At 50.6% G+C, this 15,402-nt stretch carries 13 protein-coding genes; 6 read left to right on the top strand and 7 right to left on the bottom strand.

Annotation, left to right across the window (positions count from 1 at the left end; genetic code table 11):
* Positions 1-2: 2 nt before the first annotated feature.
* The gene (locus EHW56_RS05175; RefSeq protein ID WP_077520382.1) at positions 3-404 is read right to left on the bottom strand and encodes a GFA family protein; all 402 of its coding nucleotides are present in this window, start codon (positions 402-404) and stop codon (positions 3-5) included.
* Positions 405-774: 370 nt separating this feature from the next.
* Here EHW56_RS05175 and EHW56_RS05170 point away from each other — a divergent pair, with 370 nt between their 5' ends.
* From EHW56_RS05170 to EHW56_RS05155, 4 genes are all read left to right on the top strand, one after another.
* A complete protein-coding gene (locus EHW56_RS05170) occupies positions 775-1,452 on the top strand; it encodes a hypothetical protein (protein ID WP_152794454.1) in 678 nt (225 codons plus the stop codon).
* A gap of 100 nt (positions 1,453-1,552) precedes the next feature.
* Positions 1,553-1,882 (top strand): hypothetical protein, encoded by a 330-nt coding sequence (locus EHW56_RS05165; RefSeq protein WP_152794451.1) that lies wholly within the window; start codon positions 1,553-1,555, stop codon positions 1,880-1,882.
* A gap of 137 nt (positions 1,883-2,019) precedes the next feature.
* Entirely contained in the window at positions 2,020-2,484 is a 465-nt protein-coding gene (locus EHW56_RS05160) for a CreA family protein (RefSeq protein ID WP_108743013.1), read from the top strand.
* 50 nt (positions 2,485-2,534) lie between these two features.
* Entirely contained in the window at positions 2,535-3,089 is a 555-nt protein-coding gene (locus EHW56_RS05155; protein WP_152798788.1) for a DUF1415 domain-containing protein, read from the top strand.
* Here the strand turns inward: EHW56_RS05155 and EHW56_RS05150 are convergent.
* Positions 3,050-3,745, bottom strand: coding sequence for a fumarylacetoacetate hydrolase family protein (locus tag EHW56_RS05150; RefSeq protein ID WP_152794447.1), 696 nt, complete (start codon positions 3,743-3,745; stop codon positions 3,050-3,052). The genes EHW56_RS05155 and EHW56_RS05150 overlap by 40 nt on opposite strands.
* Positions 3,746-3,899: 154 nt before the next feature.
* Here EHW56_RS05150 and EHW56_RS05145 point away from each other — a divergent pair, with 154 nt between their 5' ends.
* Positions 3,900-4,592, top strand: a complete 693-nt coding sequence (locus EHW56_RS05145; protein WP_152794444.1) for an HAD-IA family hydrolase — start codon at positions 3,900-3,902, stop codon at positions 4,590-4,592.
* Here EHW56_RS05145 and EHW56_RS05140 read toward each other — a convergent pair.
* Entirely contained in the window at positions 4,548-5,267 is a 720-nt protein-coding gene (locus EHW56_RS05140) for a GntR family transcriptional regulator (protein ID WP_152794441.1), read from the bottom strand. The genes EHW56_RS05145 and EHW56_RS05140 overlap by 45 nt on opposite strands.
* A 269-nt stretch (positions 5,268-5,536) precedes the next feature.
* Between EHW56_RS05140 and EHW56_RS05135 the strand changes: the two genes are divergently transcribed.
* Entirely contained in the window at positions 5,537-8,383 is a 2,847-nt protein-coding gene (locus EHW56_RS05135) for a diguanylate cyclase (RefSeq protein WP_172969916.1), read from the top strand.
* A 77-nt stretch (positions 8,384-8,460) separates the two neighbouring features.
* Here EHW56_RS05135 and putP read toward each other — a convergent pair whose 3' ends face one another.
* The 4 genes from putP to EHW56_RS05115 form a co-directional block, all read right to left on the bottom strand.
* The gene (putP, locus tag EHW56_RS05130) at positions 8,461-9,957 is read right to left on the bottom strand and encodes a sodium/proline symporter PutP (protein WP_152794435.1); all 1,497 of its coding nucleotides are present in this window, start codon (positions 9,955-9,957) and stop codon (positions 8,461-8,463) included.
* A gap of 47 nt (positions 9,958-10,004) precedes the next feature.
* Positions 10,005-10,715 carry an aldehyde dehydrogenase family protein gene (locus EHW56_RS05125; protein ID WP_046075581.1) on the bottom strand — a complete coding sequence of 237 codons (711 nt, stop codon included), beginning with the start codon at positions 10,713-10,715 and terminating at the stop codon, positions 10,005-10,007.
* 31 nt (positions 10,716-10,746) lie between these two features.
* Complete coding sequence (putA, locus tag EHW56_RS05120; RefSeq protein ID WP_152798784.1) at positions 10,747-13,860, bottom strand: bifunctional proline dehydrogenase/L-glutamate gamma-semialdehyde dehydrogenase PutA; 3,114 nt, start codon at positions 13,858-13,860, stop codon at positions 10,747-10,749.
* Positions 13,861-14,091: 231 nt separating this feature from the next.
* Positions 14,092-14,868: an AraC family transcriptional regulator gene (locus EHW56_RS05115; RefSeq protein WP_077606648.1), complete on the bottom strand. Its 777-nt coding sequence runs from the start codon at positions 14,866-14,868 to the stop codon at positions 14,092-14,094.
* Positions 14,869-15,402 lie beyond the last annotated feature (534 nt).

Below are 15,402 nucleotides of genomic sequence, written 5' to 3'. Positions count from 1 at the left end.
AATTAATCCGGCCCATGTTCAAACTGTTTTAATGCCTCATTAGGCGTATGCCATGGTGCCTTCGACGCCGTGTGAATATGAAAATTTGGCGCCGATTGTGGGGCGGTATCCAAAATTCCCAGACGAATATTGAACACCCCCTTATTGATTTTATGAGAGAAAAGGCTCGACCCACATTGCCCACAAAAAGCAAGCACCGTTTCTGCGCTCTTCTCATAATAACGAATATGCGTTTGGCCAGCCGTGACCGAGACTTTGTCTGCCTCTATGCCGCCGACTGATGAATAGTCTGAACCAGTAAACTTTCGACATTCAGAGCAATGGCAGTTTCCCATATAAAGGAAAGTGTCAGGTAATGTAAGACGGACACCACCGCATAGGCAACGAGCAGAGAGCGTGGACATGAGTATACCTCTATCTAAAATATCAGACTTTATTGTCTACGCCTGTCTATCAAAACACAATTAAAATGTTGAATTTCATAGGTATAGCTATCTGCTCATTTTCGCCATTGATGTTTGCCACTTTCGCCCATTTTCTATTTACAGTGTAAATTTATTGACAACGCGTCGACCTAACGAGACGCCTGACGAACAAATGCTCACAATCCTGACGCCTCCCTGAACATATAGTGACATCGATCACATAAATTATTGCAGTTTAATGAAGCTCACCGTACTATCAATCCAAATGACATTTTTGGGATAAGGGTCACACATAGGGTGGTGACACCTGCTACGGACGGGCAGATCGTTTTATCGAATTGAGGATAATATGACATTACCACGGTCTTCATGTGCTGCGCGTACGGTGCTTAAAGGCGCCGGACAATTTTTTATAATCGCCCTTTACTTCGCTGGTATTGCAGGCATTGTTCATTACAGTGTGGCTTCTCACAACGTTGCTTCCGAATCATCATTGATTGAGCTGTCCCAGCTGGGGCTACTCGCCGCGACGGTATTTGCGTTTCGTCGTGTCGCTAAGTTCAGTCAATCCCTTCACCACGCTGCCGGGCTTATGAGTGCCTTTTTCTTGGTATTAATGATCCGAGAACTGGATGCCACACTTGATGTGGTGATGCATGGTTTTTGGAAAGTACCGGCACTCATTGTAACGGGGCTCGCCATTTGGCCCGCTTTGAAACACTGGCGAGAGACCCTCACTAGCCTTGCGCACGCAATCCATTCAAGACACAGCACGGTTTTAATGATCGCGTTAGCGCTATTACTCGTGTATTCGCGCTTATTTGGTATGGGCGAGTTATGGGAACAAGCGATGGGCGCCAACTACGTGCGAGATGTGAAAAATATTGCGGAAGAAAGTACCGAATTAGTCGCTTACTCACTCATTTGGCTGTCGGCGCTGGGGTATCTTTCTGAGGTAAAGAAGTGGCGTTTCGTAACAAAGACTCAGCCAAGCCAAGCGACAATCGAAAGTGACATCTCTGCCTAAGCCCCTCTTCCCCAAACACTTATCTTGTTTCGACGTCGCCATTGGGCGACGTCGCGGCTTAATGCTAAGATTAAAACAAATAGCATAGGAAGTCAGAAGCATGACGAGAACATTTTTGGTCTTTACGCTCTTTATGAGTATTTTTGCTCACGCTAACACGGAAGATACATCAAACGCCGAGCAGCTGTTGACGGGAAAGAACGAGGCTATTTGCAAATCGACGTTTGGACAAGAAATGATTAACCAGCAAATGACGTTTAGTAATCAAGCTAACGCGCAAGACGTTAGGCGCATTGCCGAGCGTAAAATTGCTGCAGCCCGAAAAAAATTCGCCGATACCGGCAGCTACTGCGATGCCGCCCAAGTATTAATGACGTTCGAGCCTAAATCCCTAGCAGGTCAAGATGGCGATGCGCAGTTTCGCGAGTAATAGCGAACAGCCTGCCATTGACTTACATCTTTTTGTCGGCGACCAACAATCATAGGCCTTCTTGGTCAACGCACACTTTTCCTCCTCCCGCCTAGGCTGTGATACACTCCCGCCACGGATAAACAAGGGCTTTGATGATGAAAAAAATGCTATTTGCAGTCGCGCTCGCCGCGGCGCTGGCTGGTTGTGACAACGATGAAGTTGGGGACGTAAGCTTGGGGATGTTTACCATGAAAGACATCAAGCTTAACCATCTTGTCGATCCTGTGGTGAGCGGGGTAACGTGCCATGTCGCCTCTGTCGAAGCTGACTTAAGCTTTTCTGATCCCAGTGATAGCGCCATCTCTTGTCGTCAAACCGGTGAAATTACGCCAGAGATGATTGCCAATATCGATAAAAGCGCATCGGGTGAAGTGGTATTTAGAAAATCAAAAAGTATTTTCTTCAAGTCGATGAAGATTCGTCGGATCTTTGATGTAAAAAATCAAACCTTGATGTATCTCTCTTACTCAACAAAAGAAACATCCGGCAGCTTTAAGCATAGCTTGTCCACGGTTCCTCTTTGGGGCACCAAAGCCTATCAATCACAGTCACAACAATAATCGTCGCTGCGTGCCTTTTAGGTGCGTGTGCTGATTTAGGCAACAACTCGATGAATACAGTAGAAACACACATAAATGCGTGGCTAGATGACGTGGTGATCGGGCTAAATCTTTGCCCTTTCGCTGCTAAGCCCCGTCGCAAACAACAAATTCATATTGATATTTGTGACGCCCAAGATGATACCGAGATTTTAACCGCGATTTATCAGGCTTTAGTCCATCTTGATCACACCGATCCTGCCATCACTGATACCACGGTGGTCGTGGTGCCCAACGCACTCGCTGACTTTGATCACTACCTCGACTTAGTCGATGCTACCGAGGCGATGATTGACCACTACCACTGGCGGGGAGTTTTCCAAGTTGCCAGTTTTCATCCCGACTACTGTTTTGAAGGCTGCACCCCTGAAGATAGCGAGAATTTGACCAATCGCTCACCCTATCCATGCTTTCACTTAATCCGTGAGGCCAGTATGTCGCGCGCGCTCGCCCATTATGGCCAAGACCCAGAACAGATCCCCGCGCGTAACATTGCCCGTGTTTCAGCACTGACCCACGAAGAGCGTCAAGCACTCTTTCCTTGGGTAAAAGCCTCATCAGACTGAACTACTACCTGGGTTTGGGCAAGGTGTTGTCCCTCAAGCGACAGCGATAAAAGGTCGCTGTTTTCCAGCACACCAACCCCTTCAGGGGTGCCCGTCAACACAATGTCGCCTGGGCTCAACCAAAATGTTTGGCTTATATGCTGAATAAGCGTGATCACGGGCATTAACATGGTCGCGCTATTTCCCTGCTGCCGCATCTCGCCATTGATAGACAATGAAAAGGCGACCTCACGCCAATCATCAGGCACCGACACAAAACGTCCAACCGCTGCGCTCCCCGCAAATGCTTTTGCCCGCTCCCAAGGCAGTCCTTTTTGTTTTAAGCGGCTTTGCGTTTCACGACGGGTCAAGTCCAGCGCCAGTGTCATCCCGCCCAAGGCGTCTTCAACGGCTTGTTTAGTGGCATGAAATAAAGGTTTGGTGATTAGCACCGCCAACTCGGTCTCGTAGTGAACGGGGGCAAATGACGCCACTATCGCCAGCTTGTCATCCAGAGGTTGGATTGCACTCGGCGGTTTCATAAACAGCACAGGTTCGTCCGGAATAGGATTGTTAAGCTCCCGCGCATGGGCAGCATAATTACGTCCTACACACACCACCTGTCCAACGGGCAAATCGATCGCCCCACCCTTTAACCATTGATGTTGATAACGCATCGGTTTTGTCCTTGCTAATGAAAAGTCGATCCCTGACTAATTTTGATAACGAAAAAGGCAAGAATGCAAGACACAGTTGGCATTTCCCGTGTCACTGACTTGTTGATTTTTTTTTCTCGTCCAAGGATACAAAGAGAGATTGAAGGGAGCACCTATGCCGCAACATCCATTTGATCCCCCCATTCATTGCGTCATTTTTGATTGCGAGGGAACCTTAGTTGACTCAGAGAGATTATCCCACCAAGCCTTGGTAGAAACCTTCTCTACCTTTGGTGTGCGTGTTGACCTGCAAGACTCGCTCGATCATTTTGAGGGCGGAAAACTGACCGATGTCCTTCAGCAAACCTGCGAGCGAAGCGGCGCACATATTCCTATTGATCAACTCGAGCCACGTTTTCGACACTTATGTCGTCAGTATTTCGAGGCTGAGTTAGCGCCAGTAAAGGGCATTGAAACCGTCTTACAGGCGCTTGAACAGCAAGGGATTGATGTTTGTGTCGCATCAAATAGCCCCGTAGAAAAAATGGCCCATGCACTTCAACTCACCAAGCTGTTGTCCTATTTTGAGCATCGCTTATTCAGTGCCTTTGATACTAACAGCTGGAAGCCGGCCCCGGATCTTCTTCACTACGCTGCGATGAATATGGCATGCCCCACTGCCCAGTGTGTGTTCATCGATGACACCAACAAGGGCATACAAGCGGGGATCAATGCCGAGATGCGTACCATCCACTTTAACCCCAACCCCAATGTACCCACTACGGTGCACCCTTTGGTGACTCGGCTGTTTAAAAGTGAAGACTTACTCTCGTTTTTTCACAGGGCCAGCCTGAGCATCACGCGCTGAGCAACCACAGAGTGTCACCGCATGCTGCCGCCACCACTCCGTATCAATCCGGATAGTCTGGCCCCCGTGGGCGTGCTGGATGTGCCACTCTCGGGTCACCATTAACACTGGCGTACCAGCAGGCACGGCCAATACACTAGCACGCTCACTGTCTAGCGCTTCCCATGTGCTCGACCAATACACATCCGCATCGGCTGGCGTGTTTAACAACGTTGCTTGGTCGCCAGTTTGCCAGATGCTGGGGAAATAATCAGGATGGAGATACGTACGCACAAAGCCAACAGGGAGCTGTGCGATCTGAATCAGTCCCTCTCCCTCGAAGACCTGAGCAAATGGAGGCAATTGCATCTGATCACTCACCGACGCCGACGCCATGGGCGTCTTTTGCGATAACCAAGCAAATTGGCCACCGTGTTGAGAGAAATTGTGCTGCCAATCGACGAGTTGGCTGGGATCATACGCACAAGGGGTGGGCGCCACAAACCAGCCACGTCGCTCTCGCCGATATATGCGTCCTTCCGCCTCAAGCACTGCAAGTGCCTCTCGCAAGGTGACACGGGTAGTGGAAAAGGTGTCTGCAAGCTGGCGCTCACCTGGGAGTTTTTTGTCCGGCGCCAATAAACCGCGATCAATTTGCGCTAATAACTGCTGGCGAATCACCATAAATTGCATCATGAGCTGTCAGGCCTGCGTGATCTTTGTATCGCTAGTGTGATCATTCTCAATTTGTTGTCAAAACCTGTCCATTATGTCCAAGAAATAAACAGTGATTAAGATAGAATCGCCAGTCTACTCGGAATCGGAGCAAAGAACAAAAGATGCACTTAAGGAACACGCTGAGACATATTTCCCCACAACTAGGCCGACGTCTCGTGTGTATTACGCTTTTTTGTTGGTTAGGTTTGGCAGGGCATATCACGCCCAGTTATGCCAAGGATAACCAATTGTCTGATTATTTTATTGAAACCTGGACCTCTGCCAACGGATTGCCGCATAACAGCATCAATGCCATTGCCCAAACCACTGACGGCTACTTGTGGTTTGCCACTTGGGAGGGCGTGGCACGTTATAACGGTTTAGAGTTTGTGCGCTTTGACCGCGGCCCTGATACACAAATGAAAGATTCAGGGACGCGCGCCCTGGCGACAGGGCCTGACAATCAACTTTATGCCGGAGGGGCACGAGGCAGCTTAGTGATGCGACAAGGCTTTTCGTGGCAGGGCCTTCCCACAGCCCCCAGCCTCATTAATGATGCGCTCCATGACCAGACAGGTGGCTTATGGTTAGCCGTAGAGGGAATGGGGATTGCTTACTACGCCCCTGAACAGCTCTCGCAACCCGACCCCACCCCACAGACATTTATCGATACCCTCAGTAGCTATCACTTGACCCAGACCGCCGATGGTCAAGTCTATGCGGCCACCGAAAAAGGGGTCTACCAACTGTCTTTGCAAAACGGCGCGACGCCTCTCTCTTTTCACAACCTGTTTCGCAAAGCCTTTTATGTCTCGAGTGGTCAGGATGGGAGCCTCCTAGTCGGCTCCGAAAATGGCGCTTGGCGCTATAAAAACAGTCGCTGGACGCCACTGGCGAGTGAGCTACTCCACCAAGCGATTACCATGGTTGAACAAGACAGCCGTGGCGCCTATTGGTTCGGGACCCTTAGCCACGGTATTGCTCACATGAAAGACCAACATATCGATTTTCTCGACGATCACCGCGGCCTGCCCAACAACCGGATATTATCCTGGTTTGAAGACAATGAGGGCAGTATTTGGATAGGCACTAACGGCGGTGCAATGCGGCTTAGATACGCACCTTTTGTGACGCTGACTAAAGACAATGGGCTAGCCGGTGACTATGTACGCACCGTACTTGCTGACGATAAAAATACGGTGTGGGCAGGGACCAGTGAGGGGTTAAGCCAAATTGATATCGTACAAGGTAATGCCAAAATATTAGCCGACGACATATCGGTGCTCAGTCTCGCGCCTCGAGCACAAGGTGGCGTCTGGGTAGGCACCTATCAACAAGGCCTCTATTATTGGGAGCAAGGCTCGCTCACTCCCGCCGAAACACTGAACGATCAATTGCCTGACAATGAAGTCAGGGCGATTGTCGAACGTGATGGTGCATTATGGGTGGGCACACCACGTGGCTTGGTCACGTTTTCGTCTCTACCAGGCAGTCAACCCGCGCACTCGTCAACCGTTTATCAAAAGCGTGCACACTACAATAGTCAAAATAGTGCCCTACCCGGCAACTATATTATGTCGTTAACGTTCGATGAAACGGGCAAGCTATGGATAGGCACCGGCAGCGGAGCCGGGTATCTGATCAATGAGACCATCACGCCGCTCGATTTCACCGAGCAAGAGCAAGCGCAGTATGTTTTTGGCTTTTTTCACGAGCCTGGCTACGTTTGGATGGCCACTGATCGGGGTATTGTCCGTTATCGGCAATCTGATAGCCAACTCGCGTTAGTCGGCCGACCACATGGCCTACCGATTGATAAGTTCTTTCAAATCATCAAAGGCGATGACCAAAGTTTTTGGTTGTCCAGTAACCGAGGGATCTGGCGGGTCAACTATCATCACGCGCATCAAGTGGCGGATAAAACCCGCGCGCGTATTGACTTTGAGCACTATGATCAAAGCGATGGCATGCTGAATAGTCAGGCTAACGGCGGCTCTAATCCTGCGGCGACAAAAACCGCGGCAGGCGATATTGTCTTCGCCACCGCTCAAGGCGTGACGAGTGTTAAACCCGCTCGATTGTCACAGATGCTCAGCCAGCCCTTGCCGATCGTGATGCAGAACGTGCACTTTGATGGCCAAGCGATTAACCCAGAGGCGAGCAACAGAGCTCCTGCTGGTACCAATCGCGTCTCCTTTTCCTATGCTGCGCTTGGCTATACCATGCCAGAACAAATCCAGTACCGCACCCAACTAGAGGGCTTTGAGTCTGAATGGGCCTACCGTCACGAAAACCATATTGCCGAATATACGAATTTACCACCGGGTGACTACACCTTTAAAGTCAGTGCTCGCTACCCCTATAGCAACTGGAGTGATGATGTGCTTAGCTATCGCTTCAGTGTGACCCCCTCGCTTTGGCAACGGTCAGATATACGTGCGCTGGGGTTCTTGGCCTTAGTCACCCTCGCCTACGGCGCCTTTATGTGGCGAATCCGCCGAATGCAACAAAAAGAGGCGCAGCTCAAAGCGCTGGTGGAAGAGAAAACACACGCGCTACAAGCGCAAGCTGACGATTTTGAACGTATGTCGAAAGAGGATGCATTAACCGGCCTTGCGAATCGACGCGCCTTTGACGAATACTGGCACCTGGCCTTTGATGAAGCCAACCAGTCGGGGCAGCCCTTGCAAGTAGCGATTCTAGATATTGATCATTTTAAGCGCATCAACGATCAGCATTCACACCTGGTTGGCGACCAGATTATCCAACGAATCGGAAGCTTTTTAGATAAAGAACGCGAGCAATTAAGTCATATCGCCCGCTGGGGCGGCGAGGAATTTACGTTACTGTTTGCAGGGACACCGGCCGATAGTTATCGCTACTTTGATGGATTACGCCGTCGTATCGCGGCATTGACCCTTGACGACATTGCGCCGTCATTAAAAGTGACGGTCAGCATTGGTGTGGCTGGCAATCATCAGGCTACCGATTATGTCGATGGCCTCAAGCAAGCTGACCAAGCCTTGTACCGTGCCAAGCGTGACGGACGGAACTGTGTGCGCCAACGTAGCGAACACGAGTCACAGCCATCCTAAACGTGAACGCCAAAGAAAAAGGAGCGCGAATGCGCTCCTTTATACGATGCTTTGAATAGAGGCTTTATGGCCAAGGCTTAGGCCATGGTTTCTAAGCTCTTTTCATAAGACTCGTATTGTTTTGATACCGACTCGCTTGGGCCACCGGTTGCTTTACTCACCACAATCGCGCCCAATCCCGCAAAGATAAAGCCAGGAACAATTTCATACAAATCGAAAATGCCGCCTGAAAGCTGTTTCCATACCACAACTGTCACGCCGCCGACCAATATCGCCGTCAGTGCACCGTTACGGTTCATGTCACGCCAGAACAGACTGAGCAGCAGTGCTGGGCCAAAGGCAGCCCCAAAGCCCGCCCATGCATACGACACGAGGCCGAGGACTGAGCTTTCTGGATCCATCGCTAAGCCAAGCGCAATCGCCGAGAGTAAGATAACAGCGCCGCGACCCACCATCACCACTTCTTGCGTAGAAGCATCAGGACGGAACACTTGCTTATAGAAATCTTCCGCTAACGCAGACGACGAAACCAGTAGCTGTGAATCCGCGGTACTCATGATCGCAGCCAAAATGGCGGCAAGCAGGATACCTGCGATAACAGGATGGAATGCCGCGTTAACGAGAAGCATGAAGATTTTCTCGCCATCCTTCAGGTCACCGGTCATGTCGTTTTGTACGTACAAAATGCCCACCAGCCCGATAAGCACCGCACCAAACATTGACAGCGCAGACCAACCAACGGCAATACGGCGCGCGGTAGTGATGTCTTTGTTTGAACGGGTGGCTTGGAAACGTGCCAAAATATGTGGCTGTCCAAAGTAACCCAGTCCCCATGCGGCCAGCGATACAATGCCGATCCAAGATAGCGGCTCGCCCTCAACATCACGCCAAAGCGTCATCAACTCAGGGTTAACAGCCGCCACATCGCTGCCAAGCTTAAAGATGCTCCCGTCCATGATCACGAAAGGCACAATCAGCAGGGCTGCCGCCATCAACAAACCTTGTACCAAGTCAGTCCAAGATACCGCCAAGAAGCCGCCGAACAAGGTGTAAGACACAACACAGATGGTGCCAATCACCACCGCAGTGGTGTAATCAAACCCAAACACCGTGGTGAAGAGTTTGCCGCCTGCAACCAAGCCGGAGCTGGTGTAGAAAAGGAAGAAAAGCAAAATGAAGAAAGCAGAGATGGTTTGCAGCAGTTTTGATTTATCTTCAAAACGGCGGGCAAAAAACTCCGGTAACGTCAATGCGTTATCTGCTTCAATACTGTATGTACGCAGGCGTTTGGCACAAATTAACCAGTTCAGGTAAGTCCCTAACAGCAAACCGCCTGCTAACCAAAGTGATTCCATTCCCGCAGCGTAGGCATAGCCAGGAAGGCCAAGCAGCAACCAACCACTCATATCTGATGCACCCGCTGACAATGCAGCAGGCCATGGGCCTAAAGAACGCCCCCCGAGGAAGTAGTCTTCGGAGTTGGATGTGCGTTTGTAGGCATATACACCAATGGCAAGCATCATGATGAGATATGCCAGAAAGGTTGCACTGATGGCATAGCTATTGTCTATCATATCTGTCCCTCAATTACATGGCCCCAATCGGGGCCATTTCTGGAAAGTTAATGTTCACCACTGCCGAGTTCCAGAAGCGTGGCATTACCACCTACAGCAGTGATATTTATGGTTCGGGTGCATTCGGTCACAAAACGCAACACATAGTCAGGCGTGCCGATCACGGGATAGTCAGCCGTGTCAGTTTCCGCAACCAGTGTGGCAATCACACCCTTACGTTGTGCGAGCTGGCGATTGACATGCCGCACATGTGCGTCCTCCCCTGTCGTTGCCAACCCGACGATATGCGGATGAACCAGCAGATCGCTGAGCGCGTCAATACCAACGCGAACCGCCACACGGTCTGGGCATCCGGCTTTAATGAGGTCGGCCAGTACAGCGTCGACCATATCAGCGTGAGTGCCCTCAACACTCACTACCACACAATTACCAGCGACCAAGGCGGCGGCTAACTGGCCACATAAGGCAACGGACGTCAGCGAGGCATCGCCCGTCACCGCGACGGTGCCACGCCCGGCGGTATAGAGCTCGTTAGTTTCCCCCGTTGGCCCTGGTAATTCATGTACTTTGTTGAGCAGCCGCTCTGCGCTGTCGCACTGAAAACGGATCATGCTCGCCGCTTGGGCAAAGTCATCGCCCCGTGCGGCAACGGTTTCAGACCACCGCTGTAATAAAGTGATGCGGCCAGCAACGGTTTGATCGTTCCAGTCTTCCCATACCGCGTCACACTGCTCTAAAACGTTATTTAATTGCTCCATCACGCTTCTCCTGATCTTGATACCAACCGACTTATTGAACGTTTACTGACGCTTGTGTAAAGCGGTAGAGATAATGTGGTCCGCCCGCTTTCGGGCCGGTGCCGGACAGGCCACGGCCACCAAATGGCTGAACCCCAACCACCGCGCCGACTTGATCGCGGTTTACGTAGCAGTTACCCACGCGCGCTCGGTGCTCAATATGAGCACATGTGGTTTCATTACGGCTATGCACACCCATTGTCAGACCGAAACCAGTGCGGTTGATATCATCAATCACTTTGTCGAGTTCGTTTGCGCGATAACGAACAATGTGCAAAATCGGACCAAAGTGCTCTTCGCTCAGCTGGTCAATGCTGCGAATTTCAAAGGCCGTTGGCGGGACAAAGGTGCCTTTATCACACTCAGACGAGAGCGAGACTTGGGTGACCAATTTGCCGCTGCGCTTCATTTGTTCAATGTGAGCAAGCAATTTGTCTTTCGCGGTTTGATCAATCACCGGTCCCACATCGGTAGAAAGGCGCTCTGGTCGCCCCACCGACAACTCAGCCATTGCGCCTTTAATCAGGCTAATCACACGGTCTGCGATATCCTCTTGAATGTACAGAACACGCAGGGCTGAACAGCGCTGACCCGCGGACGCAAACGCTGAGCGCAATACATCACGCACCACTTGCTCAGGTAATGCGGTACTGTCTACCAGCATGGCGTTTTGTCCGCCGGTTTCTGCCACCACAGGCACAGGATCAGCGTCACGCTCAGCCAATGTACGTGTGATATGCTGAGCAGTAGGCGTTGACCCTGTGAATGCCACACCGGCAATACGGCTGTCTTCGGTCAATGGCGCACCCACCACAGGTCCACTGCCCGGGAGCAGTTGGATAACGCCAGCTGGGATCCCGGTTTCAAGTAGCAACTCAATCGCGCGATAAGCGATAATGGAGGTTTGCTCTGCCGGTTTTGCCACCACGGTATTACCGGCTACCAGCGCCGCACTGACTTGCCCCAAGAAGATAGCCAATGGGAAGTTCCACGGGCTAATACAGGTAAATACGCCACGACCTTGATAGCTTACGGACTGTATCTGGCCGTCAAAGCCTGTGTATGAAAGCGGCTCGCCCTGCAACGCTTTGGCCTGCTCGGGGTAGTAACGCAAAAAGTCGACCGCTTCACGCACTTCATCAATGCTGTCGTGAATCGTTTTACCGGCTTCGCGATGACAAATCGCCACCAATTCACCCAAATTCGCTTCGAGTTTATCAGCCAGGTCAAGTAAGTACTTACCACGCTCACTAACCGCTTTTTTCGACCACTCTGGGTAAGCATTCGCGGCAATATCGAGTGCATTGTTCACCTGATCAGACGTCGCCCAGTCAACTTGGCCGACAGGCTCCTCGCGATCATAAGGCGCAGCGATAGGATGCGTGTCACCAGCCAGACGTTGGCCATTGACAATGGGGCCGGCCTGCCATTGGTGCGCGCCCATAAAAGGCGCAACGCTTGCAGTGAATGGTTGCCATTCTGAGTCGATATCGGTCGCCACGCCTTGAGAGTTCTTGCGTGAGGGGCCAAAGATATCTAACGGCAGAGGGATACGATCGTTATGCAGTGTTTGATTGGCACGCAATGTATCGACAGGATCGGCGATAAGATCATCAATCGGGCAACGCGCGTCGACCAGACGGTGAACGAACGAGCTGTTTGCGCCATTTTCCAGTAAGCGACGCACCAAATAAGGGAGCAAGTCTTTGTGGCTGCCTACTGGGGCATAAATGCGCACCTCGGTATTAAATAAGGCTTTTGCATGGTTGTACAGCGCGTCACCCATGCCATGAAGGCGCTGGAACTCAAAGTCTTGATGGGATGCCATTGAGGCTATCGCGGCGATGGTATGGGCGTTATGACTGGCAAATTGCGGATAAATGAGGCCGCGGACATGCTCGCTCAACAGAAAACGGGCACAGGCGAGATAAGAGACATCAGTCGCCTCTTTACGGGTGAATACCGGATAGCCATGGTGTCCACCTTGCTGGCATAGTTTAATCTCGCTATCCCAGTACGCCCCTTTTACCAAGCGCATTGGGATCACATCACCTTGCTCTTTTGCTAACGCCGCTAACCAGGTAATCACAGGGAGCGCGCGTTTTGAATAGGCTTGCACCACCAAACCAAATTTACCCCAGCCCTGAACCACAGGATCGCGATATAGCTTTTCAAATAGGGCTAGCGAGAGTTCTAGACGATCCGCTTCTTCAGCATCAATGGTGATCGCCACATCTTTTTCACGGGCACGCTTGAGCAGTACCAACACAGTGTCGAACATTTCGTTCATCATGCGATCGTAGTTGGCTGCTTCATAGCGCGGATGCAAAGCCGACAGCTTAATCGACACCGACGGCGATGGACCTTGGTAGCTAGATTTGGCTTCGCCCACAGATTCAATGGCTTGTAAGTAGTCCGCTAAGTAGGCTTTAGCATCTTCTTGAGTGAGTGCCGCTTCCCCTAACATATCGAATGAGTAGGTAAAGCCGTTATTGCGGGGGCCTTCACCGTTCTTTTGCGCCTCATCAATATCACGGCCAAGCACGAACTGGTGGCCCATGATTTTCATCGCCTGATGCATGGCTTGGCGAATCACCGGCTCGGACATTTTGTTAACAAGACGGTTTATAACAGAGGCTGGTTTCCCTTCGGTGCTTTCATCCAAGGTCACCACTTTTCCGGTGAGCATCAGTCCCCACGTTGAGGCATTAACAAACAGGGAGTCGGAGTGGCGCAAATGGGCTTTCCAGTCAGCAACACTCAGTTTATCGCGGATAAGTGCATCGGCGGTGTGCGAATCAGGGATGCGCATCAGCGCTTCAGCCAGACACATCAACAAAATCCCTTCACGGGTATCCAGGCTGTACTCAAGCAAGAGCGCATCAATCATTTGAACGGCTTTTTTATCCGCCCGTACCTGCTCAATCAACTGCGTGGCTTGACGACGTGTTTGCTCACGCTCACTGTCAGTGGCTTCCGCTAAGGGAATTAACTGTTGAAGCCATAGGCTTTCGTCAACGCAATACAGCGGAGAGATTTCAGACCAGATCTGCGCTAGTGGGCGCTCGATAAACGAGGGCTGCATAGCATCGATGGCTTTAAACATAGTGGTATCCTCACTCACGTCCTCCCAAACTCGGGCAGGAAAAATGTTACGTCATTGTTACTTTGCGATCGATTCTATGCGTGGTCTATCAGTAGGGTCTTACAAAATACACCGGCATTATTGCAAAATCCTCCGATGATTAACAAATAAAGCTGTCGATCGCCATAATGGCATAACAAATGAAGTGCATATTATTGATGCCTGAGACGGCGAAAGCATATCGGGCCAAGCTTAAACCGAGCCCTTAAACTTGGCAGGCGAGAGGCCAAAATAGCGAGAAAATGCATTAGTGAAACCGCTTTGGCTAGAGAAACCGCAGCTATCGGCAATTTGTGCCATGGTCAATTCACTTTCTTTAATCAGTTGTTTCGCTAAGGCAAAGCGTTTTTCAAGCACATATTGATGTGGCGTGGTGCCCACCTGCTCTTTAAATAACTGGTGGAATTGGCTTTCAGCCAGAAAAACACTGCCCGCTAACTGCGCCACCGAGATTTTGCGGCTGATGTGCTGATGAATATAACGGTCAATGATATCCATGTTTAAACGGTGACCATCACGTCGCGGAGAAACATGATCACGGAAATGGCGATGTAACACGCACATCAGCGTATCCGCACAAGCGCGGCTAAGCAGCAAATCAGACGGGTTGGCGATCATCTCTGCGGTCAGCGCCTTGATCAGCATTTGCGCGTGAGTGTCGAGTTGGAAGTAAGGCTCGCGACTAAACAAACGCGCAATGTTGTCATGCATGGACGCATGCCCCACCCATTCTTGGTATGGAAGATTAATCACCAGAATTTCATTACGTCCAACCCCGGTAAATGCATGCTCGTGTGATTCCTCCACCAAACAGCCTTGGCCTGGGCCAACCAGACTGCCACGCCCATCAACATCGAATTCCGTTTGCCCTTGCAGACCAATCACGACCTGCTTGTACTCATGGCTATGGTGAAGCTGTTGCCGAGGCAAGGCGATCACTTCAGAGACTTTGGGTGTTTTCACCACCATGGCTATCCCTCTCGGTGCGGATTACGGGTTTGCCGCCAACATTCAAGTACCTTTTCCTCATTCTGGCACGCTTATCACCCGTGTGCGACTGGATTCTATGTGCTTATTCTCAACTTTACGGAACAATGATCAAGTAGTGCATTTTTTACGGCCTCTGTCATTTTGACGCTAAAAATGCGAAGGATCCCTCATGTATTTCTTGTTGATCGGATGAAAGCCGGATGTAACGCGATAAAAAAACCACCACAAAAATAGATAAAAAATATAAAATTCAAACATTTAAACCTTGTTCGATGAAAGCCTCACTGACTTGATCATTGTTTCGAGGCGATCAAAGGGGATCAACACCTTGATCATTCTTCCGTTTTATCGTGTCTTCACGCAATCTTATTTGAAGCAAGCCACCGCTTAAGGTAATCTCGCATAAACATAAAAACCATGAGCACAGTTGCACCGATCACGTCGCAGAATGCTGACTGCCGTCAAATAATTAGCACGGTTTGCGTGGCAACGCGGGTTTCCGTGATAGTCTAC

It is taken from the genome of Salinivibrio sp. VGrn1 (genome assembly GCF_009377995.1).
GTDB classification, from domain to species: Bacteria; Pseudomonadota; Gammaproteobacteria; order Enterobacterales; family Vibrionaceae; genus Salinivibrio; species Salinivibrio siamensis.
Note: the sequence above shows the minus strand (reverse complement) of the source record. Positions and strands in the feature narration are given on the sequence as shown.